This window comes from Mesorhizobium sp. GW821-FHT04C10 (genome assembly GCF_059420305.1).
In genome coordinates, this window is the sequence record NZ_JBWKTL010000001.1 from 6,734,336 (window position 1) to 6,761,325 (window position 26,990).

The 26,990-nt window shown below is 63.2% G+C and carries 23 protein-coding genes and 4 riboswitches; of the genes, 11 read left to right on the forward strand and 12 right to left on the reverse strand.

Annotation, left to right across the window (positions count from 1 at the left end):
- Positions 1-2 precede the first annotated feature (2 nt).
- Positions 3-1,319, reverse strand: a complete 1,317-nt coding sequence (locus AC07UC_RS32195; RefSeq protein ID WP_494908694.1) for an NAD(P)H-dependent oxidoreductase — start codon at positions 1,317-1,319, stop codon at positions 3-5.
- Positions 1,320-1,658: 339 nt separating this feature from the next.
- On the opposite strand from AC07UC_RS32195, the gene AC07UC_RS32200 reads away from it, so the two are divergent.
- From AC07UC_RS32200 to AC07UC_RS32210, 3 genes are all read left to right on the forward strand, one after another.
- Complete coding sequence (locus AC07UC_RS32200; protein ID WP_140774816.1) at positions 1,659-3,065, forward strand: PTS galactitol transporter subunit IIC; 1,407 nt, start codon at positions 1,659-1,661, stop codon at positions 3,063-3,065.
- A gap of 74 nt (positions 3,066-3,139) precedes the next feature.
- Positions 3,140-3,601 carry a PTS sugar transporter subunit IIA gene (locus AC07UC_RS32205; RefSeq protein WP_494908695.1) on the forward strand — a complete coding sequence of 154 codons (462 nt, stop codon included), beginning with the start codon at positions 3,140-3,142 and terminating at the stop codon, positions 3,599-3,601.
- Positions 3,602-3,622: 21 nt separating this feature from the next.
- On the forward strand, positions 3,623-3,910 hold the full coding sequence (locus AC07UC_RS32210; protein WP_140513359.1) for a PTS sugar transporter subunit IIB: 288 nt from the start codon (positions 3,623-3,625) through the stop codon (positions 3,908-3,910).
- Between the two features lie 37 nt (positions 3,911-3,947).
- On the opposite strand, the gene AC07UC_RS32215 is transcribed toward AC07UC_RS32210, so the two are convergent.
- Entirely contained in the window at positions 3,948-5,342 is a 1,395-nt protein-coding gene (locus AC07UC_RS32215; protein ID WP_494908696.1) for a multicopper oxidase family protein, read from the reverse strand.
- A gap of 202 nt (positions 5,343-5,544) precedes the next feature.
- Positions 5,545-5,758, forward strand: a riboswitch (cobalamin riboswitch).
- A 102-nt stretch (positions 5,759-5,860) separates the two neighbouring features.
- On the opposite strand from AC07UC_RS32215, the gene metE reads away from it, so the two are divergent.
- Complete coding sequence (gene metE, locus AC07UC_RS32220; RefSeq protein ID WP_494908697.1) at positions 5,861-8,191, forward strand: 5-methyltetrahydropteroyltriglutamate--homocysteine S-methyltransferase; 2,331 nt, start codon at positions 5,861-5,863, stop codon at positions 8,189-8,191.
- Between the two features lie 104 nt (positions 8,192-8,295).
- On the opposite strand, the gene AC07UC_RS32225 is transcribed toward metE, so the two are convergent.
- The 4 genes from AC07UC_RS32225 to AC07UC_RS32240 are packed head-to-tail and all read right to left on the reverse strand — an operon-like array spanning position 8,296 to position 10,954.
- Positions 8,296-9,525: an aromatic ring-hydroxylating oxygenase subunit alpha gene (locus tag AC07UC_RS32225; RefSeq protein WP_494908698.1), complete on the reverse strand. Its 1,230-nt coding sequence runs from the start codon at positions 9,523-9,525 to the stop codon at positions 8,296-8,298.
- A 49-nt stretch (positions 9,526-9,574) separates the two neighbouring features.
- A complete protein-coding gene (locus AC07UC_RS32230; RefSeq protein ID WP_494908699.1) occupies positions 9,575-10,636 on the reverse strand; it encodes a homocysteine S-methyltransferase family protein in 1,062 nt (353 codons plus the stop codon).
- 18 nt (positions 10,637-10,654) lie between these two features.
- Entirely contained in the window at positions 10,655-10,777 is a 123-nt protein-coding gene (locus tag AC07UC_RS32235) for a hypothetical protein (protein ID WP_494908700.1), read from the reverse strand.
- Between the two features lie 33 nt (positions 10,778-10,810).
- Positions 10,811-10,954, reverse strand: coding sequence for a hypothetical protein (locus AC07UC_RS32240; RefSeq protein WP_494908701.1), 144 nt, complete (start codon positions 10,952-10,954; stop codon positions 10,811-10,813).
- Positions 10,955-11,061: 107 nt separating this feature from the next.
- Positions 11,062-11,267, reverse strand: a riboswitch (cobalamin riboswitch).
- A 165-nt stretch (positions 11,268-11,432) separates the two neighbouring features.
- Positions 11,433-11,522: riboswitch (adenosylcobalamin (AdoCbl) riboswitch) on the forward strand.
- A 44-nt stretch (positions 11,523-11,566) separates the two neighbouring features.
- On the opposite strand from AC07UC_RS32240, the gene AC07UC_RS32245 reads away from it, so the two are divergent.
- Both AC07UC_RS32245 and AC07UC_RS32250 read left to right on the forward strand, forming a co-directional pair.
- Positions 11,567-11,776 (forward strand): CbtB domain-containing protein, encoded by a 210-nt coding sequence (locus AC07UC_RS32245; protein ID WP_140774809.1) that lies wholly within the window; start codon positions 11,567-11,569, stop codon positions 11,774-11,776.
- A 105-nt stretch (positions 11,777-11,881) separates the two neighbouring features.
- Entirely contained in the window at positions 11,882-12,628 is a 747-nt protein-coding gene (locus tag AC07UC_RS32250) for a CbtA family protein (protein WP_494908702.1), read from the forward strand.
- 83 nt (positions 12,629-12,711) lie between these two features.
- Here the strand turns inward: AC07UC_RS32250 and AC07UC_RS32255 are convergent, their stop codons facing one another.
- The 3 genes from AC07UC_RS32255 to AC07UC_RS32265 form a co-directional block, all read right to left on the reverse strand.
- Positions 12,712-13,830 (reverse strand): ribonucleotide-diphosphate reductase subunit beta, encoded by a 1,119-nt coding sequence (locus tag AC07UC_RS32255; RefSeq protein ID WP_494908703.1) that lies wholly within the window; start codon positions 13,828-13,830, stop codon positions 12,712-12,714.
- 24 nt (positions 13,831-13,854) lie between these two features.
- The gene (locus AC07UC_RS32260) at positions 13,855-16,743 is read right to left on the reverse strand and encodes a ribonucleoside-diphosphate reductase subunit alpha (protein ID WP_494909024.1); all 2,889 of its coding nucleotides are present in this window, start codon (positions 16,741-16,743) and stop codon (positions 13,855-13,857) included.
- Between the two features lie 106 nt (positions 16,744-16,849).
- A riboswitch (cobalamin riboswitch) is annotated at positions 16,850-17,061 on the reverse strand.
- Positions 17,062-17,128: 67 nt separating this feature from the next.
- Positions 17,129-17,947, reverse strand: a complete 819-nt coding sequence (locus AC07UC_RS32265; RefSeq protein WP_202323938.1) for an alpha/beta fold hydrolase — start codon at positions 17,945-17,947, stop codon at positions 17,129-17,131.
- Positions 17,948-18,138: 191 nt separating this feature from the next.
- Here AC07UC_RS32265 and AC07UC_RS32270 point away from each other — a divergent pair, with 191 nt between their 5' ends.
- From AC07UC_RS32270 to AC07UC_RS32290, 5 genes are all read left to right on the forward strand, one after another.
- Positions 18,139-19,392: an ABC transporter substrate-binding protein gene (locus tag AC07UC_RS32270; protein WP_202323939.1), complete on the forward strand. Its 1,254-nt coding sequence runs from the start codon at positions 18,139-18,141 to the stop codon at positions 19,390-19,392.
- A gap of 3 nt (positions 19,393-19,395) precedes the next feature.
- On the forward strand, positions 19,396-20,133 hold the full coding sequence (locus AC07UC_RS32275; protein WP_494908704.1) for an ABC transporter ATP-binding protein: 738 nt from the start codon (positions 19,396-19,398) through the stop codon (positions 20,131-20,133).
- Entirely contained in the window at positions 20,130-20,843 is a 714-nt protein-coding gene (locus AC07UC_RS32280; RefSeq protein ID WP_056566014.1) for an ABC transporter ATP-binding protein, read from the forward strand. Before AC07UC_RS32275 ends, AC07UC_RS32280 begins: the two co-directional genes overlap by 4 nt.
- Positions 20,844-20,955: 112 nt before the next feature.
- On the forward strand, positions 20,956-21,831 hold the full coding sequence (locus AC07UC_RS32285; protein ID WP_115144875.1) for a branched-chain amino acid ABC transporter permease: 876 nt from the start codon (positions 20,956-20,958) through the stop codon (positions 21,829-21,831).
- The gene (locus AC07UC_RS32290; protein ID WP_494908705.1) at positions 21,828-22,862 is read left to right on the forward strand and encodes a branched-chain amino acid ABC transporter permease; all 1,035 of its coding nucleotides are present in this window, start codon (positions 21,828-21,830) and stop codon (positions 22,860-22,862) included. Before AC07UC_RS32285 ends, AC07UC_RS32290 begins: the two co-directional genes overlap by 4 nt.
- A gap of 22 nt (positions 22,863-22,884) precedes the next feature.
- On the opposite strand, the gene AC07UC_RS32295 is transcribed toward AC07UC_RS32290, so the two are convergent.
- From AC07UC_RS32295 to AC07UC_RS32305, 3 genes are all read right to left on the reverse strand, one after another.
- The gene (locus tag AC07UC_RS32295) at positions 22,885-24,201 is read right to left on the reverse strand and encodes a M20 family metallopeptidase (protein ID WP_494908706.1); all 1,317 of its coding nucleotides are present in this window, start codon (positions 24,199-24,201) and stop codon (positions 22,885-22,887) included.
- Between the two features lie 41 nt (positions 24,202-24,242).
- On the reverse strand, positions 24,243-25,148 hold the full coding sequence (locus AC07UC_RS32300) for a MurR/RpiR family transcriptional regulator (protein WP_140774800.1): 906 nt from the start codon (positions 25,146-25,148) through the stop codon (positions 24,243-24,245).
- 171 nt (positions 25,149-25,319) lie between these two features.
- The gene (locus AC07UC_RS32305; protein ID WP_494908707.1) at positions 25,320-26,969 is read right to left on the reverse strand and encodes a peptidoglycan L,D-endopeptidase MepK; all 1,650 of its coding nucleotides are present in this window, start codon (positions 26,967-26,969) and stop codon (positions 25,320-25,322) included.
- Between the last annotated feature and the right edge of the window lie 21 nt (positions 26,970-26,990).

Below are 26,990 nucleotides of genomic sequence, written 5' to 3' on the forward strand. Positions count from 1 at the left end.
GCTCAGGTTGCCCCGTACAGCATCTCGTCCTGCAGCCGGCGCAAGGCGAACAGCCTCGTCGTGGGGTCTGGCGCGGCGTTGTCGGCGGTCAGCAGTTCGCCTTTCCTGACCGGCTTCAGCACCTTGCCACCCTCGAGCAGGCCGACCGGCAGGGCACGCTGCGCGCGGGCATCCTCGACCGTCATCGTCCAGGAGCGATAGCAGGTCTCGCCGATCGCATCGAAAATCTCGCCGGCGGCCAGGTCCCGCTTGGCGACGGCGCAGACTTCGGCGACGGGCCTTGGCAACGGCACCATGTCGGGCTTGCCGAAAAGCATGATGCGGGCGGCCGTCAGCGGCACTTCCAGCGATGTCAAATGGTAGGGCCGGAACAGGCTGTAATAGGGACCGTGGCCGATATGCAAATCGTCCATGCGCTCGATGATGCGCGGATGCGTCGCCTCGACGATGACGAAGACACCGGGCGCGACGCCCTTGCCGATTGTGTAGTCGACGACGCCCTTTTTCGTGAGCAGCCCGCCATCCTCGCGCGGGATAAGCACCTTGACGAGGTCGTCGCGGTCAGCCTTCGGGCCATGCATGCCGGGCACGTCGGGCACCAGGCCGGTGGCGTTGGCGATGGCGCACATCTCGACCATGGTCTTGGAACCGTCGACGAACTCGACCAGCATGCGCGGGTTCATGTTGCGGCGGATCGCTTCCTCGCGATAATCGTCGGGCACGGCGTCACGATTGAGCGGGTTGTTCTTGCCCTTGCCGGCCGAGACGATGGTCAGGCCGAGCGCGGAAGCAAACTCGATCAGCTCCATGCAACTCGACGGCTCGTCGCCGGCGCCGACCGAATAGACCACGCCAAGCCGGTCGGCCTGTTGCTTCAGATAACAGCCGATGGTGACGTCGGCCTCGACATTCATCATCACCAGATGCTTGCCATGCTCCATCGCCATCAGGTCGAAATCGGCGGCGACGCCCGGCTTGCCGGTGGCGTCGATGACGACGTCGATGAGCGGATTGGTGACCAGCATCTCGTTGGAGGTGATGGCGATCCTGCCGCTCTCGATGGCACCGGTGACTTTCGACGCGGTGTCGGCTTCGACCGCCATCGCTTCATCGCCATAGGCGATGCGAATGGCCTCGCGCGCGGTGTGGGGACGCCGCGTGGAGACGGCGCAGACCGAAATGCCCGGCATCAGCATGCCTTGCGTGACCAGATCTGTGCCCATTTCGCCCGAACCGATGACGCCGATGCGCACCGGGCGGCCCTCATCGGCACGATGGGCGAGATCGCGGGCAAGGCCGGTCAAGGCGACATTGGTCATGCAGGATGTCCACAGCTTCTTGATTTGCGGCCGGATTAGCAGGGACCGGTCGCGTGTGCCAATGAAACCGCTCGCAAGCCGCGATTCCGAGCCCAAAATGCCCGAAAAAGGCACCTTCCCCGGACCGATTGGCCCAAAGGGTTGCCAATTGACATTGTTGTGAACAGTCTAAATAAAACATTCGTTTGCTGACAAAGGCAAATGTTCATCGAGCCGATAGGTCGACGGGCATTCGCCGCGGGCAATCTGGGGAGTGCCTTTGCGCCAGACTGGCGGCAAAGGCGTGGATGAGATCAAGGAGCATTGCGAGGCGTAGGCTCGCGCTCCAGGGGAGGAAGAATGGATACAGTTCTCGCTGGCCTGAAGGGGGCCATCGACACGCTCGGTGCGACAATCCTGCTGCCGATCGTCATTTTCATCATAGCCGTGGTCTTGGGTGCCAAGGTCAGCAAGGCCTTCCGTGCCGCCGTCACCATCGGCGTCGCCTTCATCGGTATCAACCTTGTGCTTGGGCTGATGTTCACGTCGATCGGCGACGTCGCCAAGGCCATCGTCACCAACACCGGCATCCATCGCGACATCATCGATGTCGGCTGGCCCTCGGCGGCGGCGATCGCCTTCGGCTCATCGGTCGGCCTGTGGGTCATTCCGGTCGGCATCCTGGTCAATATCGTGCTGTTGCTGACGCGCATGACGCGCACGCTCAATGTCGACGTCTGGAATTTCTGGCACTTCGCCTTTGTCGGCTCGCTCGTCGTCGCCGCCACCAACAATCTGGCCTACGGCATTGCGATCGCAGCCCTGGTCGCGGCCCTGTCGCTGCTGTTCGCCGACTGGTCGGCGCGCGCGGTGCAGCAATTCTACGGCGTGCCCGGCATTTCGGTGCCGCATCTCGCCTCGGCGCAGATCCTGCCGATCGCCATCATCCTGAACTGGATCATGGACCGCATTCCCGGCATCAACCGCATCAACATCAACACCGAGACCATCGAGCGCCGCTTCGGCGTGTTCGGCGAACCGGTTGTGCTCGGCCTGATCATCGGCCTCGTGCTCGGCGCCATCGCCTTCTACAACGCCGGTGATCTCAGCGTGGTGCTGGCCAAGGTACTGGGCACCGGCATGACACTGGCGGCTGTCATGCTGCTCCTGCCGCGCATGGTGAAGATCCTGATGGAGGGCCTGCTTCCGGTTTCCGACGCGGCGCAGGAGTTCGTGCGCAAGCGCACTGGCGACCGCGAGTTGCTCGTCGGCCTCGACTCGGCGATCCTGATCGGACATCCGGCCGCGATCTCGTCGTCGCTGATCCTGGTGCCCATCGCGATCATCCTGTCGGTGATCCTGCCGGGCAACCGCGTCATCCTGTTCGCCGACCTCGCGGTCATCCCGTTCATCGTCGCCATGACCGCGCCTCTGGTCAAAGGCAATGTGTTCCGCATGGTGGTGATCGGCACGGTGACGCTGGCCATCGGCTTCTACGTCGCCAACGCGCTGGCGCCGCTGTTCACCAGCGCGGCCGTCGCATCGGGCTTCAAACTGCCGGCGGATGCGCTGCAGATCACCTCGGTGGTCGACGGCTTCCTCTGGGTTCCCTATGTGATCATCGAAGCGATCCAGGGACTTGGGCTGCTCGGCATCATCCTGATCGCAGTCGTCATCGCCGCGCTGTTCATCCTCTACCGCCGCAACCCGCTCGGCTGGGAACGAGCAGCGGGCGCCGAGGACGAGCCGGCCGAAGGCACCGCCTAAGCGCCATCGCGCCTTGAATTTGAAACGGTCGTGCGCCCTCCTCGGGCGCACGACTTTTATAGACGGAGCAGAACATGTCCGACAGCCTCATGCAGCTTCTGGATCCCGAAGCGGTCGTGCTCGGATCGGATGCCTCGACCAACGAGGAGATCATCCGCGTCCTGGCCGGCCGGCTCGAGAGCCTTGGCTATGTCAAAAGCTCCTATGCCGACGCGGTCGTGCGCCGCGAAATGACCATTCCGACGGGACTGCCGCTGGAGCGCGCCGACAATGTCGCGGTGCCGCATACCGATCCCGAGCATGTGCTAAAGCCCGGCATCGCGATGGGCACGCTGAGAAAGCCGGTAACGTTCGCCAACATGGAAGATCCCGACGAGAAGCTGCCGGTCGGCTTCGTCTTCCTGCTTGCCATCAATGACAAGGACAAGCAGATTGAAGCGCTGCAGTCCGTCATGGCCACCATCCAGAATCCAGAGGCATTGGACGGCTTGAGGTCCGCCAGGACGCTTGACGACGTACGTGCCGTGCTCGGCTGATAACCCAAGGAGAAGCAAGAGATGTCCAGACAGAAAACTATTCTCTTTGCCTGCGGCACGGGCATCGCAACATCGACGGCGGTCAATGTCGCCGTCACCGAGGCCATGAAGCAGCGCGGCCTGACCTTCAACGCGCAACAGGCAAAAGCCACCGAAGTGCCGGGGCTGGCCGACAGCGTCGACTTCATTGTCGCCACCACCCCTATCTCGGCTTCGGTGACCAAGCCGGTCATCAAGGGCCTCGCCTTCCTCACCGGCATCGGCAAGGACAAGGTGCTCGACGAGATCGAGGCGCAACTGCGCAAGTAGATCACCGACGACGCGGCTCCGGCGACGGTGCTCGGCTTCAGGCCACCCTGACGTAGCTCGTCATGCCCGATTTCTGGTGCTCGATGATGTGGCAGTGCAGCAGCCAGTCGCCCGGATTGTCGGCGACAAAGCCGAGTTGAACCTTCTCGTTGGGCTGGATGAGATAGGTGTCGGAAATCAGCGGCTGCACTTGGCGTGTCGAGGACGACAGCACCTTGAAGCTCATGCCATGCAGGTGCATCGGATGCGACTGCGGCGTCAGGTTCTCCATGTCGATGACATAGCTCTTGCCGAGCTTCAGCTCGGCCAGCGGCGCGGTCGGATCGGATGTATCGCCTGGCCACGGCACCTTGTTGATGGCCCAGAAACTGTAGCCGAGCGAACCGCAGATGCCGTCGCTCGGGACGTTTTCCGCCGTGGCGCTCAGCGCCAGCGAAACATGCTGGGCGGCGGTGAGATCCACTTCCGCCACCGGATTGACCTCCAGCGGCGCAACATCACCAATGGCGCGCTTCAGCGAACGGCCGACCGCACGCAAGGTCGTGAGCACCTTGGGCTTGGTGCCCCTGACGTCTCGCAGGCTGACGACCGCGCCCTCCTCGTCCGGCATGCGGATGGCGAGTTCCATGCGCTGGCCCGGCCCCAGCAGCAAGGCATCGGGCGAAAAACGCTGCGGCACCGGATTGCCGTCCAGCGCCATCACGATCGCCTCGGCGCCGTCGACCCGAAAGGCGTAGATGCGGGTAACGTCTGATATCGCAACCCGCAGGCGCACCAGCCCGCCGGCCGGCGCGTCATATTGCGGCTGGTCGAGCCAGTTGGCGGTGCGCACCGTGCCGTAGGTGCCGGTCCTGGCGGCATCGCGCGGCCGGAACTGATCGATGAACTGGCCGTCGTCGCCAAGACGCCAGTCGCGCAGATTGAGGACGAACTCGGCGTCGAATTTCGGATCATTCGGATTCTCGACCACGATCACGCCGGTCAGGCCGTGGCCCATCTGCTCCAGCGTGTTGCAATGCGGGTGATACCAGAATGTGCCGGCGTCGGGCGGGGCGAAGGCGTAGTCGAAATGATCGCCGGTGTAGACATAGGGCTGCACCAGGAAAGGCACGCCATCCATCTTGTTGGGCAGACGAATGCCATGCCAATGGATGGTCGTCGGATCGTCGATGGCGTTGACCAGGCGCGCGGCGAACGGTTCGCCTTTCTTCATCCTCAGCACCGGCGGCATTCCGGCGCTGCCATAGGTCAGCACATTGTTGGTCGGGCCGACGTCCATCAGGCTGGCCTGGATTTTCGCCGTCTGCAGCACCACCGGTTCAGGACTGGCGGCGGCCCAGCTGCCGAGCCTGCCAATGGCCGAGAGCCCGACCCCGCCGGCGCCAGCAACGGCTGCCATTTTCAAGAGCCCGCGGCGTGTCAATCCGGTCATTCAGCGCTCCAACTGCAAAGCGTGGGATTTATCGTCGCCTTGGATCACAGGCCAGCCACCAGTGCAAATGCCGATATTGGCACACCGCATCTCGCCATTACCATGGCGATGTTGGTGGCATTCGCCAGCGATCATAGCGTCACAAACACGTAAAGATATAAACATCTCTTTATATCTTTCTTGACATGAAGCCTGTGTTGGTGGAACATGGTGGCGTCGTGGTTCTCCGGTCCTGATCGAGGTCGGAGCTAAGAGGGAATCCGGTGAGCATGGCCCGTGCCATGGCGATGCCGGAGCTGCCCCCGCAACTGTGAGCGGCGAGCCGCTGTCCAGGATGTCACTAGGCAAATGCCTGGGAAGACGGACAGAAGCGACGACCCGTGAGCCAGGAGACCTGCCCCGACGAACTGAAACGTCCACGGGCGGGGTGTCCCGGTGGTAGCCTGCAGGCCGCGGCCTTCGCTGCTGGTTCTGCATGCATCCGCTTGACCCATGCCCCCAACCTTATGGGGTATGCAATGTCTACTTTCTCAGTCCCGACCGCCACGCTCGGTGTTCCGCGCATCGGCCGGCATCGCGAGCTCAAGGCCGCGTTGGAAAGCTACTGGTCGGGCAAGAGCTCGGCCGAAGACCTGCTCCAAACCGCCAAGCGCTTGCGCGAGGCCAACTGGATCGAACAGCGCGATCGTGGCATCACGAAAATCCCCTCGAACGATTTCTCGCTCTACGATCATGTGCTCGACACGGCCATCATGGTCGGCGCGATTCCGAAAGCCTATGGCTGGAACGGAGGCGAGGTTCCGCTCGACGTCTATTTCGCAATGGCGCGCGGCGATCAGGGCAACGACCATGAAGCTTGCGCCCATGGCGGTCACGCCCACGGCGTTGCCGCGCTTGAGATGACGAAGTGGTTCGACACGAACTACCACTACATGGTTCCCGAACTGTCCGCCGACCAGACGTTCGAACTCCGTTCGACCAAGCCGCTCAGCGAGTTTCGCGAGGCCGCAGCCCTCGGCATCCGTACGCGCCCGGTGATCCTCGGCCCGGTCACCTTTCTCAAGCTGGCCAAAGCGCGCGGCAGCACTTTCGACCCGATAGCGTTGCTGCCAAGGCTGCTCCCGGTTTACGCCGAGCTTCTCAAGCAATTGTCGCAGGCCGGTGCCCGCTGGGTGCAGATCGACGAGCCCTGCCTCGTGCTCGACCTCGATGCTGCCGAACGCATCGGTCTCGAACTGGCATATCAGACGTTCGCGGCGGCGGCTCCCGATCTCGACATCATGCTGGCAACCTATTTCGGCGCGTTGGGCGACAATCAGGAAACGGCGCTGGCCTTGCCTGTCGCCGGCCTGCACATCGACCTTGTGCGGGCGCCGGAGCAGTTGGAACCCGTTGCCCGCCTGTCGCGAAAGGACCAGGTCCTTTCGCTCGGATTGATCGACGGCCGCAACGTCTGGCGGGCCGACCTGCCCGCCATTCTCGACCGCATCCGCCCGGTCGTTGCCGGCTGGCCGCTCGACCGCATCGAGATCGCGCCCTCCTGTTCGCTTCTGCATGTCCCGATCGATCTGGAGCTGGAGACCACGCTCGATGCGGACCTCAAATCCTGGCTGTCTTTCTCGGTCCAGAAGATGGACGAACTGACGCTGCTCGCGGAGGCGCTTGTCGAAGGCAAGAGCGCGGTTGCGAAGGAGTTGCAGGCATCGGCCGAGGCCGTCCAGTCCCGCGCCACATCGCTCAAGGTGCATGATCCGCTGGTGGAAGGCCGGCTGCTGGCTGTCACGGAGCCGATGCGGCGCCGGCAGGGCGCGTTCGCCGAGCGGCGCGAGTTGCAGGCACGAAAACTTGGCCTGCCGAACTTTCCGACGACCACGATCGGCTCGTTTCCGCAGACCCCGCAAGTGCGCAAGGCGCGCTCCGCTCATGCCAAGGGCGAGTTGAGCTATATCGATTACGAGGCCTTCCTGAAGAAGGAAACCGAGACGGCGATCCGCTGGCAGGAAGAGATCGGCCTCGACGTGCTGGTTCACGGCGAGTTCGAGCGCAACGACATGGTGCAGTATTTCGGCGAACAACTCGCCGGCTTTGCCTTCACCAAACATGCCTGGGTGCAGAGCTATGGCTCGCGCTATGTCCGGCCGCCGATCATCTTCGGCGACGTGTCGCGGCCACGTCCGATGACGGTCTCGTGGTGGCACTATGCGCAGTCGCTTACGGACAGGCCGGTCAAGGGCATGCTCACCGGGCCGGTGACGATCCTCAACTGGTCCTTCGTGCGCGACGACATCCCACGCAGCGTGGCCTGCCGCCAGATCGCGCTCGCCATCCGCGACGAAGTGGTGGACCTGGAAGCGGCGGGCGCGGCAATGATCCAGATCGACGAAGCCGCCCTGCGCGAAGGGCTGCCGCTGCGCAAGTCCGACTGGCAGACCTATCTCGACTGGGCGGTCGAGTGCTTCCGCCTGGCATCGTCAGGCGTTGGAGACGGCACGCAGATCCACACTCATATGTGCTATTCCGAGTTCAACGACATCCTCGATGCGATCAGCGCGATGGACGCCGACGTCATCTCGATCGAGACGTCGCGGTCGAAAATGGAGCTTCTCGACGCGTTCCGGACCCACAAATATCCGAATGAGATCGGCCCGGGCGTCTACGACATCCACTCACCTCGGGTTCCGGCGGTCGGCGAAATGATCGATCTGATGACGCTGGCCCGGCAACGCCTTGCCGACGGGCAGCTCTGGATCAATCCGGATTGCGGCCTGAAGACCCGCGGATGGGACGAGGTCCGTCCGGCACTGGTCAACATGGTGGAGGCGGCAAGACAGCTCAGGGCCGCGGCCTGATCCCGGCGGAGCCGCCAGCGCATCCGATGGCGGCTCCGCTATCTCATTGTCTTGACGCAATTCCCAAGGGAAAGCCTCACACTTTTCCTGGAAATTGCCCTGGCTCAGGGTCGGCTGATCTCCTCGAGATACCAGCCGATATAGCGCAGCTCGTTGTACTCCATCGGCGCGATCGGTCCGGGTACGAAATAGTGCGATCGCACGCCGCGCGCGGTGTGCTCGATGATTTTCTTGTCCTCGTCGGTGGTGACCTTCCACAGCCAGGTCAGCTTCTCCAGATCGTAATCCTGGCCCTCGACCGCGTCACCGCGCACCAGCCAGATGAGTTCCATCTCGCAGGTATCAGCCGTCTTCGGAATGAAGCGGTAGATCATGCCGTGGTCGGGGTAGCAGACGAGGAAGCTCGTGCCGCCGAGATGGATGGAGGTGACGCCACCATCGTAGTCGGTGAAGCGGCCCATCAGCGGTGCCACCGGCGAGCCGTCCTGGCTGCCGCTCGAAACACCATCGTAGAGCGCATAGCGGAAAGTGTGGATGGCTTCCTGTCCGGCGGCCGAGTTCCGCCAGTGGTCGCCGCTGCCGATCTCGACGCCGAGCGCGCCGGTTCGTTGCTCCATTGCGGCGTTGAGCTGCTCGATCATTTCTGCCGGCTTTTCCAGCGCATGCGTCTGCGAATATTCCGGATGCGCCGGACCGCAATGATAGCACTCGACATAGTTCTCGACGGCGAGCTTCCAGTTGGCGTCAACCTGATAGGTCTCGCGATGCGCCACCCTGGCATCAGCCCAACCATACTGGCCGCAGCTGGTTCGCAGCGACTGTTCGACCGGATCGAAATCCAGTGGCATCTCGGCGAAGGAAATGAACACCAGACCTTCGGCGAGGCGGACATGCAGCTTCTTCAATCCATGCGCGGCGCGGTCGAAATCCTTCGGCATCAGGCGGGCGGCGCGCAGCGAACCGTCACTGGAATAGGTCCAGGCATGATAGGGGCAGACGAAGGCTTTCGCATTGCCCTTCTGCCTGGTGCAGACCTCGGCGCCGCGATGACGGCAGACGTTGAGCATGGCATGGATGGCGCCATCCATGCCACGGGTCAGGATGATTGCTTCATCGCCGAGTTTGAACAGCTCGAAATCGCCGGGGTTTGGAATGACGCTGGAATGCGCGAGGCAATGCCAGTGGCGGCGAAAGACGCGTTCCATGTCGCGCTCGAAGATCGCCCGATCATGGTAGAACGCACGCATCAGGCCGTGGCCTGGCCGGTGCGCGGCCACCAGCCGGTCGATCGTATCGCCGTCGGCATGGGTTTGCTGGAGAGGATGCACGTTCATAACCCATTCCTGTCTGGCGATTTGGATGTCTATGGTGGCCCGGTCCGTGTCAGATCTCGAGGCGCCGCCCCTTGTAGGCGTCTGGGATCGCCGCATCGCTGCCGAAGAAGGCGTGCCTGGACATGTCGGGCGAATAGCGACTGCCGGGTACGGTGCGGCCAAGCGCTTCGGCCACGGCGCGGATGTGATGCGGGGCCGCGCCGCAGCAAAGCCCGATATAACGGACCCCGAGATCAAAGGCTTCCCGTGCGAATTCGGCGCATTCGTAGCGATTGCAGGTGAACAGATCGAGCGCGGTCGGGAACGGCCGGTTGCCGGGAATGCAGGAACAGGCGCGGTCGGTCAGCGACTGGAAGGTCGGTTCCGCGTCAGTCGTGCGGTAGGGCACCGGCAATGCGGCGACATGGCATGAGATGGCGTCACGCACTTTGCGCACCACCGGCATCAGCGTCTTCGGCCCGCGCTGGCAGTTCAGTCCAACGACGTCGGCGCCCGCCGCCTCCAGCCGCTTGCAGGCATCGACGACCGAGACGCCGTCGAACATCTTTTCCTCACGGTGGACGGAGAGCGTGACCACGGTCGGCAGGCCGGTTTTCTTCATCACGTCGAGCGCGATCTCGGCCTCGCCGCACCAGTCGATGGTCTCGGCGATGAGGAAGTCGGCCCCCTCCTCCACCGCCCAGCCGATCTGCTCCTCGAACATGGCGCGCACGGCATCGTGGGTCTTCCTGTCGTCGGCTTCATAGGCATTGGTGTTGCAGATGTTGCCAGCCATAAGGCAATCATTGCGGTCGGCGACATCCTTGGCTATGCGCAACGCCTGACGGTTGATCTTTTCCAGAATATCCTCACGGCCGATCACCCTCAGCTTCTGGCGGTGAGCGTAATAGGTGAAGGCTTCGACAACCTCCGAGCCGGCATGGACGAAATCCTCATGCAGACGTGTCACCGCGTCCGGATGTTCGAGAACCACTTCCGGTACGAACGGGCCGGCCTGCAGATAGCCGCGACGTTCGAGTTCGAACAGATAGCCTTCGGCACAGATGACGGCGCCGGCGTCGAGACGTTCGAGCAGGCCGCGCTTGGCCGTGAGAGTAGATTTTGCAGACATGATTTCTTTCCTCGGCACTTAGAGATTGCGGACGCGCGACGGCCAGGCGCTGGTTCCGGCGACGACGGCAAGCAAGGTGCGCAGCCGCAAGACGTCCGGATGCAGATGGCCGCAGCGGTCGATCAGCGCAATCTTTTTCAAGGCCGCGGCCTCCAGATCGGCGTCATGCGGCACCTACAGCAGCCAGTCGGAGAACACTTCTTCCGGTGGCGGCAGCGGCGAGACGGCGCGCATCGTCGTCGCATTGACGCGACGCACCGTGCGAGGGCGTTGCGGTCTGCCGGGCGCGAGCCCGGGTATTTCATTGTGCGAATCCATGTTCGTCCTTCTTTGCAAGGACTGAACCTGGTGGTGATGGAGGAAAGCCACGGTCGGCGCTAAGGCCGGTCCGCATCTACCTCTTGACCGCCCACCGCGATCAGTCGAGTTCAAATCTGTTCGAGGCTGGTTTCCGGGCTCCGAAGGGGTCTTTTTGGACCGGTTCCGACACCTTCCCAGGCATTTGCCCAGTGGTCTGTTGTCGGAACGCACGCTTCGCTACCGTTGCGGGGGCAGCGCCGGAATCTCACCGGCTTCCCAATTATCCCTCCGGCCGAATCGACTGAAGGGCACCTTGAACCCCACGATATAAGCACCTGCTCGCCAAGGCCGTCCACACGGAAACGACACGGTCGGGGCGGAAAGCCGATAGAGCACCGACACGAGGGCCTCGTTCCGGCAGGTCGAACACATTCCCGTGTGATCGATCACATCTCGTTGACAGTAACAGCGCCGGCTGAATAGGCTGGCGTTAAAGTTACGGGTTTGGAAGCCGGTGAAATTCCGGCACGGTCGCGCCACTGTGATCAGCAATTGTTCTTGCTGAAAGTCAGGCCTTCTCCCGTAAAAATGGTTTCGATCAACGGGACGCTGAATCCCAGGAGAGCCTTAATGTCCAATACCACCTTTGCACCAACCTACGGTCCGGTTCCGATCCCGGCGAAAGAGCTTCTTCCGTGGGCGATCTTCGGCGGTCTCTTGTGCCTGCTTGCGATCTATTTCGTCGGCGCGGAAGAAGGTGCCACCTCGATGATTTCGGGCATGTATGTCCATGAATGGGTACATGACGGTCGCCACCTGCTCGGCTTCCCTTGCCACTAAGAGTTGGCCATCCCGAAGGGATGCCGTCCTGATCATTTGTTTTAGCGCGTGACAGCAACCGAAAGGCCGGGGGCTTTTCGAGGTCATGCTTCGGGGATCATGAACATGGTTGGTAGTCTTCTGCTGCGCGGCATGCTGGTCGGCATCGTCGCAGGGCTTCTCGCATTTGGTTTTGCCAAGATCTACGGCGAGCCGCAGGTCGACCGGGCCATTGCCTTCGAGGAACAAACCGCCCAGGCCGCTGGCGAAGCGCCCGAGCCTGAACTCGTCAGCCGTCCTACACAGGCCGGGTTCGGCCTCCTGACCGGCGTGCTGGTCTATGCCGCGTCGATCGGCGGGCTGTTTTCGCTGGTCTTCGCCTACACCTATGGCCGCATCAGCAGCCTGGGACCGCGCGCCACCTCCGCAGTACTGGCCCTGGCAGCCTTCGTTTCAATCGTTCTGGTTCCGGACCTGAAATATCCCGCCAATCCACCTTCGGTCGGCAATCCCGACACGATAGGGTCGCGGACAGTGCTGTTCTTCATCATGCTGGTGATCTCCATTGCCGCATTGACGGCGGCGGTCGGGCTGTCACGAAGGCTTTGGGCACAGTATGGCCCTTGGAACGCGACGATCATTGCGGGCGCGGCATTCATCGCGGTCATAACGGTCGCCATGTACGTGCTGCCAACCATCAACGAAGTGCCGGAGAAATTCTCGGCCGATCTCTTGTGGCGCTTCCGTGTTGCCTCGCTTGGCATCCATGTGGTGCTGTGGACCACCATCGGTCTTGTCTTCGGCGCCATCGCCGAGCGCAGCTTCGCCGATCAGGGCTCGCGTTCGGCGTCCTCTCGTCCTGCCTTGCGTTAAATACGTTCCGAAGGTTGAGGAGGCTGTATAGTGCGGCGCCCTTCATGGCCGCCGTTCTATCGTTCGCGAATAGCTGCGTGCTGTTAGTCCCAGGCCAGCGCACCGCCATTCTGGTATTCGATGACGCGGGTCTCGAAGAAGTTCTTTTCCTTCTTCAAGTCCATGGCCTCGGACATCCACGGGAACGGATTCTCGACCTCGGCGAAGACCAGTTGCAGGCCAAGCTGGGCGCAGCGGCGGTTGGCGATAAAGTGCATGTAGGTTTCGCAGAGGGCCGCATTGAGGCCAAGGAAACCGCGCGGCATCGTGTCCCGTCCGTAGGCGGCCTCGAGTTCGGCCGCCGTGCGGATCATGCCGCGCACCTCCTCCTGGAACGCCTTCGTCCACAGATGCGGATTCTCGATCTTGATCTGGTTGATGACGTCGATGCCGAAATTCAGATGGATGGATTCGTCGCGCAATATGTACTGGTACTGCTCGGCGATACCCACCATCTTGTTGCGGCGGCCAAGCGACAGGATCTGCGCGAAGCCGGTATAGAACCACATGCCCTCGAAGATGACGTAGAAGGCGACGAGGTCGCGCAGGAACGCCTGGTCCGCCTGCGGCGTGCCGGTGCGGAAATCCGGATCGTCGAGATGCTGTGTGTGCTTGAGCGCCCAGGCCGCCTTGTCGGTGATCGACGGCACCTCACGGTACATGTTGAACAGCTCGCCTTCGTCCAGGCCGAGGCTTTCGACGATGTACTGGAAGGTGTGCGTGTGCACCGCCTCCTCGAAGGCTTGCCGCAGCAGATACTGCCGGCATTCCGGGTTGGTCAGATGCCGGTAGATCGCCAGCACGATGTTGTTGGCGACCAGCGATTCCGATGCCGCGAAGAAGCCGAGATTGCGCTTCAGCATGCGCCGTTCATCGTCCGTCAATCCGTCCTTCGACTTCCACAGCGCGATGTCGGCCTGCATCGACACTTCGGTCGGCATCCAGTGGTTGTTGCAGCCGTTGAGGTATTTTTCCCAGGCCCAGCGATACTTCAGGGGCAGCAGCTGGTTGACGTCGGCACGCGCGTTGATCATGCGCTTGTCGTCGACACGAACGCGACCGCCGCCGCGTTCGATGAGACCAAGGCCGGTGGCATCGGCGAGCGGAGGCTCCGTCGGCGCGGGATGGCGGGCGGCGGCGGTTGGTTCTGACCAATCGAGCATTTTTTCTTCCTGTTCTCTTGCTGCTTACTGGCAGGCTTCGCATTCGGGATCGTCGACGGCGCAGGCCTTGCCCCAGGCGGCATCCTCACTGATGACGATTGGAGCGGCGGCAACGGCGGCAACCGACGACACCGCATTGAGCTTTCCGTCGGTGCCCTTGAGCGTCGATTTCTCGACATGCGAGGCCGAGCGCGAGCGCAGATAGTAGGTGGTCTTCAGGCCCATGCGCCACGCCAGCCGGTAGAGTTCATCGAGCTTCCTGCCGGAGGGATTGGCGATGTAGAGGTTGAGCGACTGCGACTGGTCGATCCATTTCTGGCGCCGCGACGCCGCCTCGATCAGCCAGGCGGAGTCGATCTCGAAGGCGGTGGCGTAGAGCGCCTTGAGGTCGTCGGGCACGCGGTCGATCTGGCCGACCGAGCCATCGAAATATTTGAGGTCGGAGACCATCACCTCGTCCCACAGGCCGCGGGCCTTGAGGTCATGCACCAGCGCGGCATTCACCACGGTGAAGTCGCCAGACATGTTCGATTTGACGAACAGGTTCTGGTAGGCGGGCTCGATCGACTGCGCGACGCCGCAGATGTTGGAAATCGTCGCCGTCGGTGCGATCGCCATGGTGTTGGAGTTGCGCATGCCGGTCTTCCTTACCCGCTTGCGCAAGCTCTCCCAGTCGAGCGTCGATGAGCAATCCATGTCGACCTTCGCGCCGCGCGCGTCCGACACCAGCCCGATCGAGTCGATCGGCAGCACGCCTTTCGACCAGAGCGAACCTTCGAAGCTGGGATAGCGGCCGCGCTCGGCGGCGAGATCGCAGGAAGCGGAAATCGCGTTGTAGGCGATCGCCTCCATGCTGGTGTCGGCGAAGGCGATCGCCTCGGGCGATGCATAGGCAATGCGCAGCGCCTGCAGCGCATCCTGGAAACCCATCAGGCCGAGACCGACCGGACGGTGGCGCAGATTGGACTGCCGTGCCTCGGGGATGGTGTAGAAATTGATGTCGATGACATTGTCGAGCATACGCATCGCCGTACCGGTCGTCCGCGCCAAGTGATCGAGGTCGAGGCCTTTCAGGGTGACGTGGTTGGCGAGATTGACGGAACCCAGATTGCAGACGGCGACCTCGTCCTTCGAGGTGTTGAGCGTGATCTCGGTGCACAGGTTCGAGGAATGCACGACGCCGACATGGCCTTGCGGCGAGCGGATGTTGCAGGGGTCCTTGAAGGTGATCCAGGGGTGCCCGGTCTCGAACAGCATGGTCAGCATCTTGCGCCACAGGTCGAGCGCGCGAACCTTCTTGAACACCTTGACACCGCCGGCGGCGGCCTTCGCCTCAAAGGCTTCGTAGGCCACCTTGAAGGCCGTGCCGTAGAGGTCGTGCAGGTCGGGCGTTTCATCAGGCGAGAACAGCGTCCACTCGGCATCGGCTTCGACGCGGCTCATGAACAGGTCCGGCACCCAGTTGGCGGTGTTCATGTCATGCGTGCGGCGGCGGTCGTCGCCGGTATTTTTCCTCAGGTCGAGGAACTCCTCGATGTCGACATGCCAGGTCTCGAGATAGGCGCAGACCGCGCCCTTGCGTTTTCCGCCCTGGTTGACGGCGATCGCCGTGTCGTTGGCAACCTTCAGGAACGGCACGATGCCCTGGCTCTCGCCATTGGTGCCCTTGATGTGAGCGCCGAGGCCACGCACCGGCGTCCAGTCATTGCCGAGCCCGCCCGAATATTTGGCGAGCAGCGCATTGTCCTTCACGGCCTTGAAGATGCCGTCGAGATCGTCGGCGACCGTGGTCAGGAAGCATGACGACAGCTGCGGCCTGAGCGTACCCGAATTGAACAGCGTCGGGGTCGAGGCCATGAAGTCGAAAGACGACAGCAGGTCATAGAATTCGATGGCGCGCGCCTCGCGGTCGATCTCCCTAATCGCAAGCCCCATGGCGACGCGCATGAAGAATGCCTGGGGCAGTTCGAAGCGCTTGCCGCTGGTGTGCAGGAAATAGCGGTCGTAGAGCGTCTGCAGGCCGAGGAACTGGAACTGCAGGTCGCGCTCCGGCTTCAGCGCAGCGCCGAGGCGGGCGAGATCATAGCGGCCAAGTTCGGGATCGATCAGTTCGGCCTTGATGCCGGTGGACATACATTGCGGGAAATAGGAGGCGTAGCGGCTCGCCATCTCGGCATGCGTCGCCTGTTCCGCCCTGCCGGCGACAAAACTCAGCGCCTCGCGCCGCAGCCGGTCGAGCAGCAGGCGGGCGCTGACGAAGGCATAGTTCGGTTCGGTCTCGACCAGCGTGCGCGCCGCCAGGATCGGCGCCAGCGACAATTCATCCAGCGTGATGCCGTCATAGAGGTTGCGCCTGGTCTCGGTGAGGATGGTTTCAGCTGAAACCGCTTCCAGGCCGGCGCAGGCCTCGTCGATGACCCGACGCAGCCGCGCCTCGTCGAGCGGCGCCAGGCTGCCGTCGTCCGCCTTGACCTTGAGCACCGACGACGACGCGTCCGCCACGCTCGCGCTGTGGGCCTGGCGGTCGCGACTGCGCTCCTCGCGGTAGAGCACGTAGGCGCGTGCCACCTTGTGGTGTTCGCTGCGCATCAGCGCCAGTTCGACCTGGTCCTGGATCTCCTCGATGTGGAAGGTGCGGCCAGCGTCCGCACGGCGGGTGAGCGCTGCCATAACCTGCGCGGTCAGTTCCTCCACGACGTCATGGACACGCCGCGAACCGGCGGCCACCGAACCCTCGACCGCCAGAAAAGCCTTGGTCAGCGCAACCGCGATCTTGGTGGCGTCGAACGGCGTCACCGAGCCGTTGCGGCGGATGACCTGATAGGCCGGCCGCGCAGGCTGGGCCGATGTATCGATGCGAGAGAAAGGAACCCGATCGGTCCCGTTGGTGTGGATGGTGGAAGTCGCCGGCATCATGATCCCCGATTGGTTGGAGACGGAGGCCTTGGCGCACGCATGCCTGAGTGACGGCCGGAGATTCGGCCGCAGCAAGCGCACCACCGGGACACCCCGCCCGTGGACGTTCAAATTCATCGCGGCAGGTCTCCTGGCTCGCAGGTCGTCGCTTCCGTCGGCCTTCCCAGCGCGTCCACGCCAGTGGCATTACTCGACTTAAGCTCGCTGCTTACAGTTGCGGGGGCAGCGCCGGCATTGCGAAGAATCGCTCACCGGCTTCCCTCTTAGCTCCCGAATCCAAACAGATTCGAAAGAACCACGATGGCTATATGTAGCGTCTCCGGACCCCAACCTGTCAATGGCTTGACGATTCGAATTTTGGATCGTCAACAGGGCGTCGACCCTAAGCCTTGTCGACGCTCGCCAGGAAGCGGGCGAAGATTGGATCGAAGCGGCCGGGCGAATCCCAGAACGGCGCATGGCCTGAATCGTCGAGCAGATGCGCCTTGCCTTCCCACAGGTTGGAAATTTTCACGGCCGCGACGAAATCGGTGTTGACGAACGGTTCGTCGATGCCGTTCAGAACGGCGATGGGCGGCGTCTTGCCGGCGACGATCTCGCGCTGGTTGCGGCCGGTGCCGGCCGCGAATTTCTCGAACATCAGGCGCCGTGCGCGACCGTCAGTGCGTGCGACAGTGTCGAGGAGAAACGGCTCGAACGGCTCACCGCAGGTGCTGCGCGCATAGGCCTCGACATCGGCGGCAGTGAAACTTTCCTGTCCGGCAAGGTGCATGTGCGGGCTCGGTTTGAAGCCGTTGCCGACCTCCGAGGGCGCCACTGGCGGGGTGCCTGTGATCATCAGGCCGAGCAGGCCGGGAAAGCGGTCGATCATCTCCAATCCGATATGGCCGCCAAGCGACCAGCCGAAGACGATGGCCTTGTCGATGCCGAGCAGCCCGAGCACTTCGGTCATCGCATCGGCATAGCCCTCCATGCTGTAGGAGCGGTCCGGATCGATCGCATCACCTGATGCCCCGTGGCCCGGCAGATCGGGAGCGATGATACGGTAGCGCTCGCCCAGCTGGCTCTCGAGCTGGTTGCGGAAAACAGCTCCGGAAGAGGAATTGCCGTGGATCAGCAACACGGCGGTGCCTTTGCCACCGGTCTCGCGAACGGCGATCTTGCCGTGGCTGGTTTCAAGGGTCTTCTGCGAGATCGTCATGGTCCGCTCCGTCTGGAATTGCCTTGTTTTAGTGCAGATGCGCAGCAAAGCGCCACGGCTTCCATACCTTTTGCGGGAACCGTCTTCCCGGTCAGGCTGCGTTGAAAAATCCTTTTCAAATAAGAACAATTATGCGTAGATTGTCAATTATCCAACTCCCGATGAACGGGAGGAAAACAGGGAACCGCACGATGAAATTCAAATCCGCAGGCAACAGAATCCGCCATATGCTGATGAGCAGCGCGCTGATCGGCGTGTTTGCCACGGCGAGCGCGCCCGCTTTCGCCGACGTCGTCAAGATCGGCCTGCTCGCGCCTATCACCGGGCCCGCCGCGGCGGACGGGCAGGAATTCCAGCGCGGCGTACAGATGGCGATCGACGAGGCAAACGCGGCCGGCGGCGTTGCCGGCAACACGTTCGAACTGGTGGTCGGCGACGTCAAGGATCAGTCCGCTGGCAATGTCACCAGCGCGGTCGAGCGCCTGCTTGGCGATCCCGGCGTGCAGTTCATGCTCACCGGTTACGCCAGCTTGACGAATTTCGAGATCGACAACATGGCCGAGGCCGAGATGCCCTACATGCTCGCGGCCACCTCGCAGCAGACCAAGGATATCATCGCGCCGAACCCTGACAAATACATGTGCTGCTGGTCGCTGACGCCGTCCTTCGACGCCTATAACACCGACGTCACCCTGTTCGTAGAGAAGCTCGCGGCCGACGGCAAGATCACCTTGCCGACCAAGAAGGTCGCCATCATCTCCTCGGACAACGCCTATTCCAAGACCATCTCCGAAGGCATGAAGAAGACCTTCAAGGAAAAGGGCTGGACCATCACGGTCGACGAGATCGTTCCGTTCGGCGAAGTGACCGACTGGCGCTCGATCCTCGCCAAGGTGCGCGAGAATGTCCCGGACGTCGTCATCAATACCGACTATCTGCCGGGCAATTCGGCATCCTTCCTGAACCAGTTCCTCGAGCAGCCGACCAAGAGCCTGGTCTTCCTGCAATATGCGCCGAGCGTTCCGGAATTCGTCGAACTGACCGGCAAGAAGTCGAACGGTGTGATCTACAATCTCCTGGGCGGGGCGCTGACGACGCCGAAGAACCCGCGCGCCGACGAGGTGGCGGCCAAGTTCAAGGCGAAATACGGTGTCGAGAGCGGGACCTACGGCGTCGGCCTCTACGAAATGACCAATGTCTATTTCGACGCGGTCAAGAAGGTCGGCGGCGCATCGGACCATGCCGCGATCATGAAAGCGCTGTCGGAGACCGACAAGCAGGTCGCCGAGGGGCGGCTGAAGTTCGATCCCGCAACCCACCTTGCCACGCAGGGCGACGACTATATCCCAATCACCTTCTTCCAGATCTGGGACGGCCAGCGCACGCTGATCTCGCCGGAGAAATACGCAACAGGCGCCTTCAAGCCACAGCCCTGGATGCAGTGACGGATGGCCCTGCTTGAACTGGACGACGTGTCGAAGGCCTTCGGTTCGCTGAAGGCCGTCGATGGCGTGTCGTTCAAGGTCGAGGCCGGCGAGATTTTCGGCATCGCCGGCCCGAACGGCAGCGGCAAGAGCACGCTGTTCAACATCATCACCGGCATCCCGTTCGGACCCGACCGGGGCCGCATCCGCTTCGACGGGACCGCCATCAACGGCAGACCAGGGCACGCCATCGCGCGCCTCGGCCTTGCCCGCACCTTTCAGCGCGAGACCTCCTTCGACGGGCTGACCGTTTTCGAGAACGCCTTGATCGGCGCAAGCTACGGCAAGCAGGAAAAGACGGCCGCGGCCGCCCGCGAAGCCGCCGCCGAAGCGCTGGAGTTCGTCGGACTGGGCTCCGCGTCGTTCGGGCGGGTGGCCGGCGAACTGTCCGTCTTCGAGCGCAAATGCCTGATGCTTGCGACCGCGATCGCCATGCAGCCGCGCATGCTGTTGCTCGACGAGCCGGCGTCGAGCCTGACCAAACCCGAGATCGAGACATCGATCGGCCTGATCCGCCGCACCGCCGAACGCGGCATCACCATCCTCCTGATCGAGCATGTGCTGACCTTCCTGATGAGCCTGTCGCAGCACCTGCTGGTGCTCAACAATGGCCGCGTACTCGCCGCCGGCGAACCGGGGAGCGTGATCGCCGACCAGCGCGTCATCGAAGCCTATCTCGGAACCAGGAGGGCGGTGGCGTGAATCCCATTCTCACCGTCGAGGGCGTGACCGCAGGCTATGGCCGCGTCACCGTGCTGCACGACATTTCGCTGGAGGCAGGCCGTTTCGGCAATGTCGGCCTGTTCGGGCCCAACGGCCATGGCAAGACGACGCTGCTGCGCGCCATCTCCGGGCTGTTGCAGCCGAAAAGCGGCCGCATCCTGTTCGACGGGCAGGACATCGCCGGCCGTAGCGCTCGCGCCATCGTCGGCACCGGGCTGATCCATGTGCCGCAAGGCAACCGGCTGTTTCCCGACCTCTCCATCGCCGACTGCATGGCGCTGGGCGCCTATTCGTCGCGCGCCCGCCCGCATGAGGCCGAAAACCGCGAGAAGGTGGTCAAGCTGTTCCCCAAACTGGCCGAACGCTGGCGCCAGCGCGTGCGCACGCTGTCGGGCGGCGAGCGCCAGATGGTGTCGATCGGCACGGCGCTGATGAGCCATCCGCGGCTATTGATCCTCGACGAGCCGACGCTGGGGCTGGCGCCCAAGATCAAGGACGAGCTCTGTGCGTCCGTCATGGACATTTCGCGCGGCGGCGTGCCGCTGATCGTCGTCGAGCAGGACATCGAATTCCTGCTCGAACTGACGCAGCAACTCTATCTCGTCAATCATGGCGCGGTGGCGACCGAGATCAAGCCGGGCGAAAGCCTCGACCACGGCGAGATCATGTCGATGTACTTTGGCCACTAGAGCGGGATGCAATTGAATTGGCTCCGGCATCCCGCTCTATCGGTTTGTTTTTGCCGCATTTCTGCGACGCCAAGCGATGCCGCTTGGCTGCAAAATGCTTGAGGATCCGAACATGAGCGCATTGGCGGAAATCCTGTTCGGCGGCCTGTTCCAGGGCTCGCTCTACGCCATGATGGCGGTTGGGCTCGCCCTGGTCTGGACGACGATCGGCGTGTTCAATTTCAGCCATGGCGTGTTCATGATGCTGGGCGCCTACATCGCGTGGCAACTGGTCGAACTCGGCCTGCCGGCAGCGGTGGCCTTTCCGGTTGCCGTCGTCGTCATGGCCGGCGTCGGCTGGATACTGCAGGCGAGCGTCGTGCGGCCGCTGATCGGCCGGCCCAACATCGTGCTGGTCGTCGTCATCACCACGCTTGCCGCCGGCTCGCTGATCGAGAACGGCGCCCTGACCATCTGGGGGCCGCGTTCGAAGCAGATCCCGGCGCTGATCGACGGCAATGCCACCATCGGCGGCGTCGGCGTTTCGCTGCACCAGATCGCCATCATCGTCATCACGCCGCTGATCCTGGCGGCCCTGTGGATGTTCCTCAACCGCACGCGGCTCGGGCTGGCGCTGCGCGCAGTGGCGCAGAACGAGGATGCCAGCCATCTGGTCGGGCTGAACGTGACCGCGCTCTATGGGCTGGCCTTCGCCATCGCCGCTTCGCTGGCGGGGCTGGCCGGCATCTTCATGGGCGGCTATCGTTTCATGTCGCCTGTCATGGGCAGCGACCCGCTGCTCAAGGCGCTGATCGTCGTCGTCTTCGGCGGCATATCGAGCATATCGGGACCAATCTTCGCCGCTTACCTGATCGGCTTCTTCGAGGCCGCCTGCAGCTACTATTTCGGCCTCTACTGGACGCCGGCATTGCTGTTCGGCGTGCTTATCCTGACCCTGATGGTGCGCCCCGAGGGCATCTTCGCCAGCCGCTCGCGAGGCCTCGCATGACCGACACGACCTCGACGATGGCACCAGTCCGCACAGCAGCGGCAACCCCGATCGCGCCGGGCCGCACGCCGTGGAAGCATGAGGCCGTCGGCTTCGTGCTCGGCTTCGCGCTGCTGGCGCTGCTGCCGCTGGTCTTCGGCGACACCTATGCCCGCCACATCCTGATCATGGCCTTCATCTATGCCATCGTCGCCTCGAACTGGGACCTCAGCCTCGGCTATGGCGGCGTCTTCAATTTCGGCCATCTGGCGCTGTTCGGCATCGGCGTCTATACCTACAGCCTGTTGACCAAGCTGGCCGGACTCGACCCCTGGGTCGCGCTGTTTGCCAGCGGCATCATCGCCACGCTGGCGGCGATCCTGGTGACCATCCCGATCCTGCGGCTGAAAGGCATCTACATCATCCTGGTGACGTTCGGCTTCGCGCAGCTGGTGATGCAGGTGATCCTCAGCCAGTCCGACATCACCGGCGGCACGCAAGGCATCGTGCGCATTCCAGGCCTCTACTGGTTCGACCACAACATGGTCCGCGACGGCAAGTTCGCCTATTTCTACATCGCCCTGGCGCTGCTCGTGGCAAGCACTTTGTTCCTGCGCGTGTTCGTGCGCTCGCGTGCCGGCGCCAGCATCGTGGCGTTGCGCGACAATGAGGAATACGCCATCAGCCGCGGCATCTCGATCGTGCGCCAGCGCATGCTGACGCTTGCGGCCAGCGCCTTCTTCACCGGTGTTGCAGGCGCCTTCTATGCCGCTTACCAGCGCAATGCCTCGATCGATGTCTTCGGCATGAGCCTGGCGACCATCATCCTGTCGATGGTGCTGCTCGGCGGCACCAGCACCATCTATGGCGCCATCATCGCCTCCTTCGTGCTGACCGTCTTTGCCGAGTGGATGGCCGATTTCGGGGCATGGCGGCCGATGATCACTGCGGTGCTGATCATCGGCGTGATGCTGGCCTATCCGAGCGGGCTGGCCGGCATGATCAAGGCCGCATGGGGTGCCGTCGCCGGGCGGATCAAACGCCCGGCCTGAGTGCCCGAAACAGCAGCGCTGCTCAGCGGACGCCGCACCAGTCGATCACCGAAGCGGCAATCACCTTGGCGGTCTCGACCACCGACTCCACCTCGACATATTCGTTGGCGCCATGGAAACCATCGCCCGATGGACCGAAGATGACGCCGTCGACACCGGCGCCGGCATAGTGCGCGGCATCGCACACGGCGACGAAGCCGCGTGCCTCGGGCGCCTTTCCGACCGCGGCCTTGCGCTTCATCAGCGACGTCACCAGCGGATGGTCGACCGGCGTGTTCATCGGCGGGAAATGCAGACCGCCGAGCTCCCACTGGATGGTCGGCGGATTGTCGCGCAGCCAGGCGTCGGTCTGGGCGAAATGATGAACGAAATTTTCGAAGTCGCGGCGATAGTCGGCAGAATTCTCATCCGGCAGGAACTTCATGTCGAGATCGAGCACGGCGACATCGGGGATGATGGCCGGGTTGGTCATCACCGTCGGCAGGCCATGCTCGCCAAGACCTGTGCCGCCATGCACGACGCCGATATTGATGGTGTTCATGCCGAGCGGCAGCAGCGGATGCGACTTTGCCCGCGTCCGGTCCAACTCATACTGGCGGACGGCTGCAATGAAGCGCGCCGCGATCTCGATCGCGTTGACGCCCGGCTTCAGCCGGTCCTTGTCGTGGCGCTGCGGATAGATTTCGTTGTAGCGCAGCGCCGAATGCGCGTTGCGGCCACGGATCGTCACCCGCGCCCATTCAAGACCGCCCTCGACCGGCAGCACGTCGCCCCAGGTCGGCTCCGCGACAAGCACCGCCTTGGCGAGCTTGCCCTTCTTCACCGCGTCTATCGCGCCGAAGCCCCCGGCCTCCTCGTCGACGACGGAATGGATCGCCAATCGGCCTTGCAACGTGATGCCGGCCTTTTTGATCGCATGCGCGGCGGCGACGCAGGCCGCGACGCCGCCCTTCATATCGACCGCACCGCGGCCATAGAGCCGGCCATTGGCGATCTCGCCGCCGAACGGATCGACGGACCAATCCTTCATCTCGCCGACCGGCACCACATCAATATGTCCGCACAGGATCAGGCTGCGGTCTTCGTTTCCAGCCCACTCGCCAACCAGATTGGGCCGGCCGGGCAAGGCATCCCATTGTTCGGTGCGGAAGCCATCCCGCTTGAGGATCGGTTCGAGCAGCGCCTGGACATCCGCCTCGCGGTTGATCGCCGGGTTGGCTTCGAATTTGGGATTGACCGAGGGGATGCGGACCATGTCGCGGGTCAGCCCGATCAACCAGTCGCGGTCGGCCTCGATCTCGGCCTGCACGGCATCGATGATGGTCTGGGTGTCGGGCATCGTCGTTTCCTTCCTCGCATCGCCGCGCCGGCGCTTCGACGCTATTTCCTGGGGGGTCTGGGTTTGGCGGTTTCGTTGTCCGGTGCCGAGAGGGCGGCATCGAGGGTGACGGCATTGGCGCTGCGGATCTTCTCGATGTCCTCGATGCGCTTGCGCACCCCGGCGCCATGGCCTTCCAGCGCATGGGCGAAGACGGTCTCCATCTGCGCCACGGCGGTGGCCAGCGTGTCGAAGGGTGAATTGGCGTCGATCGCCGCGACCATGGTCAGGTCGGCGATCTCGGCGATCGGCGACAGCCAGACGTCGGTGAACAGCAGCACGGAGACGCCGCGTTCATGCGCCTGTTGCGCGAAGCTCACCACGTCCGACTGGTAGCGCCGATAGTCGAACACGACGAGAAGGTCGCGCCTGCCAAGGTCGATCAGGAGATCGAAATCGGCAGGGCTGAGCGAACCGATGTCGCGTACGCCGGAGCGGAATTGCAGGAGGTAACCGGCAAGCATGGAGGCGATATGCCGGCTGAAGCGGCCGCCCAGCAGCACGACCTGGCCCTTGGTCTCGAGCAGCAAATTGACCGCGCGCGTGTAAGCCTGCAGCGGCACCGCCGTGCGCGTGCGCTCCAGGCTGTCGGAGACCGAGTGGAAATAGGCCAGTGCGGTGCCTTCGCTGGAGCCGCCCGGGCGCTTGGCCTCCATCATCAGCAGCGGCGAGTGCAGCCTGGATTCGACCTCGGTGAGCAGACGCGCCTGGAAATCGGCAAAGCCGACATAGCCGAGCTTGGTCATCAGCCGTGTCACGCTCGGGTCGCTGACCCCGGCGCGCCGTGCCAGACGGGTCGCTGTTCCAAGTCCCGACATCGGATAATCGGCAAGCAGGACCTGGACGATCTTTTCTTCCGCCGACGTGAACGCCAAGGTCGTGTTGGCCAGTTCTTCGCGGATCGACATGGTCATCGCCTCTCGCTGACGGGAAGACGATTACCTTACAATTTCATGCATGATTGTCAAATTTGGAAAATATCTTACAGAACCGTCGGCGCGGCTTCGGCAGGGGTGACGGCCCGAGCATCCGTATTGCACCACACCTGCCCACGCCGGTTCGAACGGTGGCGTTCGCCCCTATTTGAAGCTGGCGATGGGCAAGAACTTGACCGCCGAGCCGGTGAAGCGGCGGTGATCGGACGTCTGTCCACGCGGCTGGAATCCGTCGAGATAGACCTGCTCCGGCGCCGTGCGGATGAAATTGGCGGCGATGACAGGTGCCGTCGTTGGCCCGGCGGCTATGCCAAGGCGTGCCGCAAGCGGCCGACCGGTCGACGCGGCCGGCACGATCATGGCGGTGGCTTCGGGATCGAGACGTGGCTGGACACGGTCGGCCTTCGGGCTCGTCCTGACGCGATCTTCGGGTTTCGACGCAGGGACGGCAACCTGCCGAGCGGCCAGTCCATGCCCATCGTCAGGATGATGCATGGCCAGCAAGGCAGCGACGGCATCAGCGGATTTGGCTGCTTCCGGCTGAGGCGCCGGGCTTGTCCGGCTTTGCGGCCGCCATGTCGGCAAGGGGATGTTGAGCGCCACCATGTCCGGCGCGACGGCCGCTGGAGCGGCATCCGTCTTGCCCAAGGGCATTTCGGCATTGGCTGCCGCCGGCTTGGCGCCCGGCAATTCGGCACGTGCCGCGGACGCGCTGGCTATCGCGAACGGTGCGGTTTGCGGCGTCGGTATGCTGGTGGTCGGCTCGGCGCGCGGGGCGAAGGCGGGCAACGGCACCGCACTGGGCGCCATCGCCATGACGATCGCTTCCGGTGTCTTGCTGTTTTGCTCGGCGAGCGGTTCTTCATCGGCACCGGCGGAAGCCATTTGGATGTCAGCCCGCTGGGCTGCCTCCGGCGGCACGATGGCGATGCCCTGTCCGGCGGTATTGGGTTCGACGGACCTCGCCGGTTTGCGTGGCGCCGGCACGGCCTCCGCCACATCCTCCGCGTCGTCCGCGCCGCGTCCGCCCAGAAGCGTCGCCAGCAGGCCACGCGCCGGCCTGCGTTGACCGCCGTCGGCGCTTGCCAGCTCGATATTGGGCGTGCCGGCGGATTTGCGCGACTTGTAGGCGGCAAGCGCCTGGTCATAGCCGGGCAGCGGCCGGCCGTCGCTCGGCACGTGCAGGGTGTTGCCGTTCGGGAAGACCCTGGCAAGTTCCTGCCGGCTGATGCCCGGCCAATGCCGCACATTGCCGACATCCATGTGAATGAAAGGCGAACCGGAGGTCGGGTAGTAGCCCACGCCGCCGCCCTGCATCTTGAGGCCGATGTCGCGCAGCTTCTTCAGCGGCACGTCCGGCAGGAAGAAATCCATCGCGCGGCCAACCATATGCTGGCTTTCCCGGGCCACGCCCTTCGAGCGACTGCGCAGCATGGCGTTCGTCGCCGGCGAGCGATAGGCACTGACGACATGGATGTAGGATGTCGAACCGCTGGCGCGATAGGCCTGCCAGACGAGGTCGAGCAGGCGCGGATCCATCCTGGTCGGCTCGTTGCGACGCCAGTCGCGCAGCATGAAATTGATCTTCTTCAATCCCGCCTGATCGTAGCGCCCGTTGCGCTTGAAGACGATCTCGGCCTTCTCGCCGGTATGAAGATGTTGAATCCTCAAGGCGCGCGTCTCGGCGGACGCGCTGGTGACGCACAGGCAAAGGAACGCGACCACGATGGCCGGCAGCCATGTCCAACTGTGGGAGGCGCCGGGCGCGTTCTGTTCGCTTTCAATCACGTTCATGCCTTGCACATTGTTTCTGTT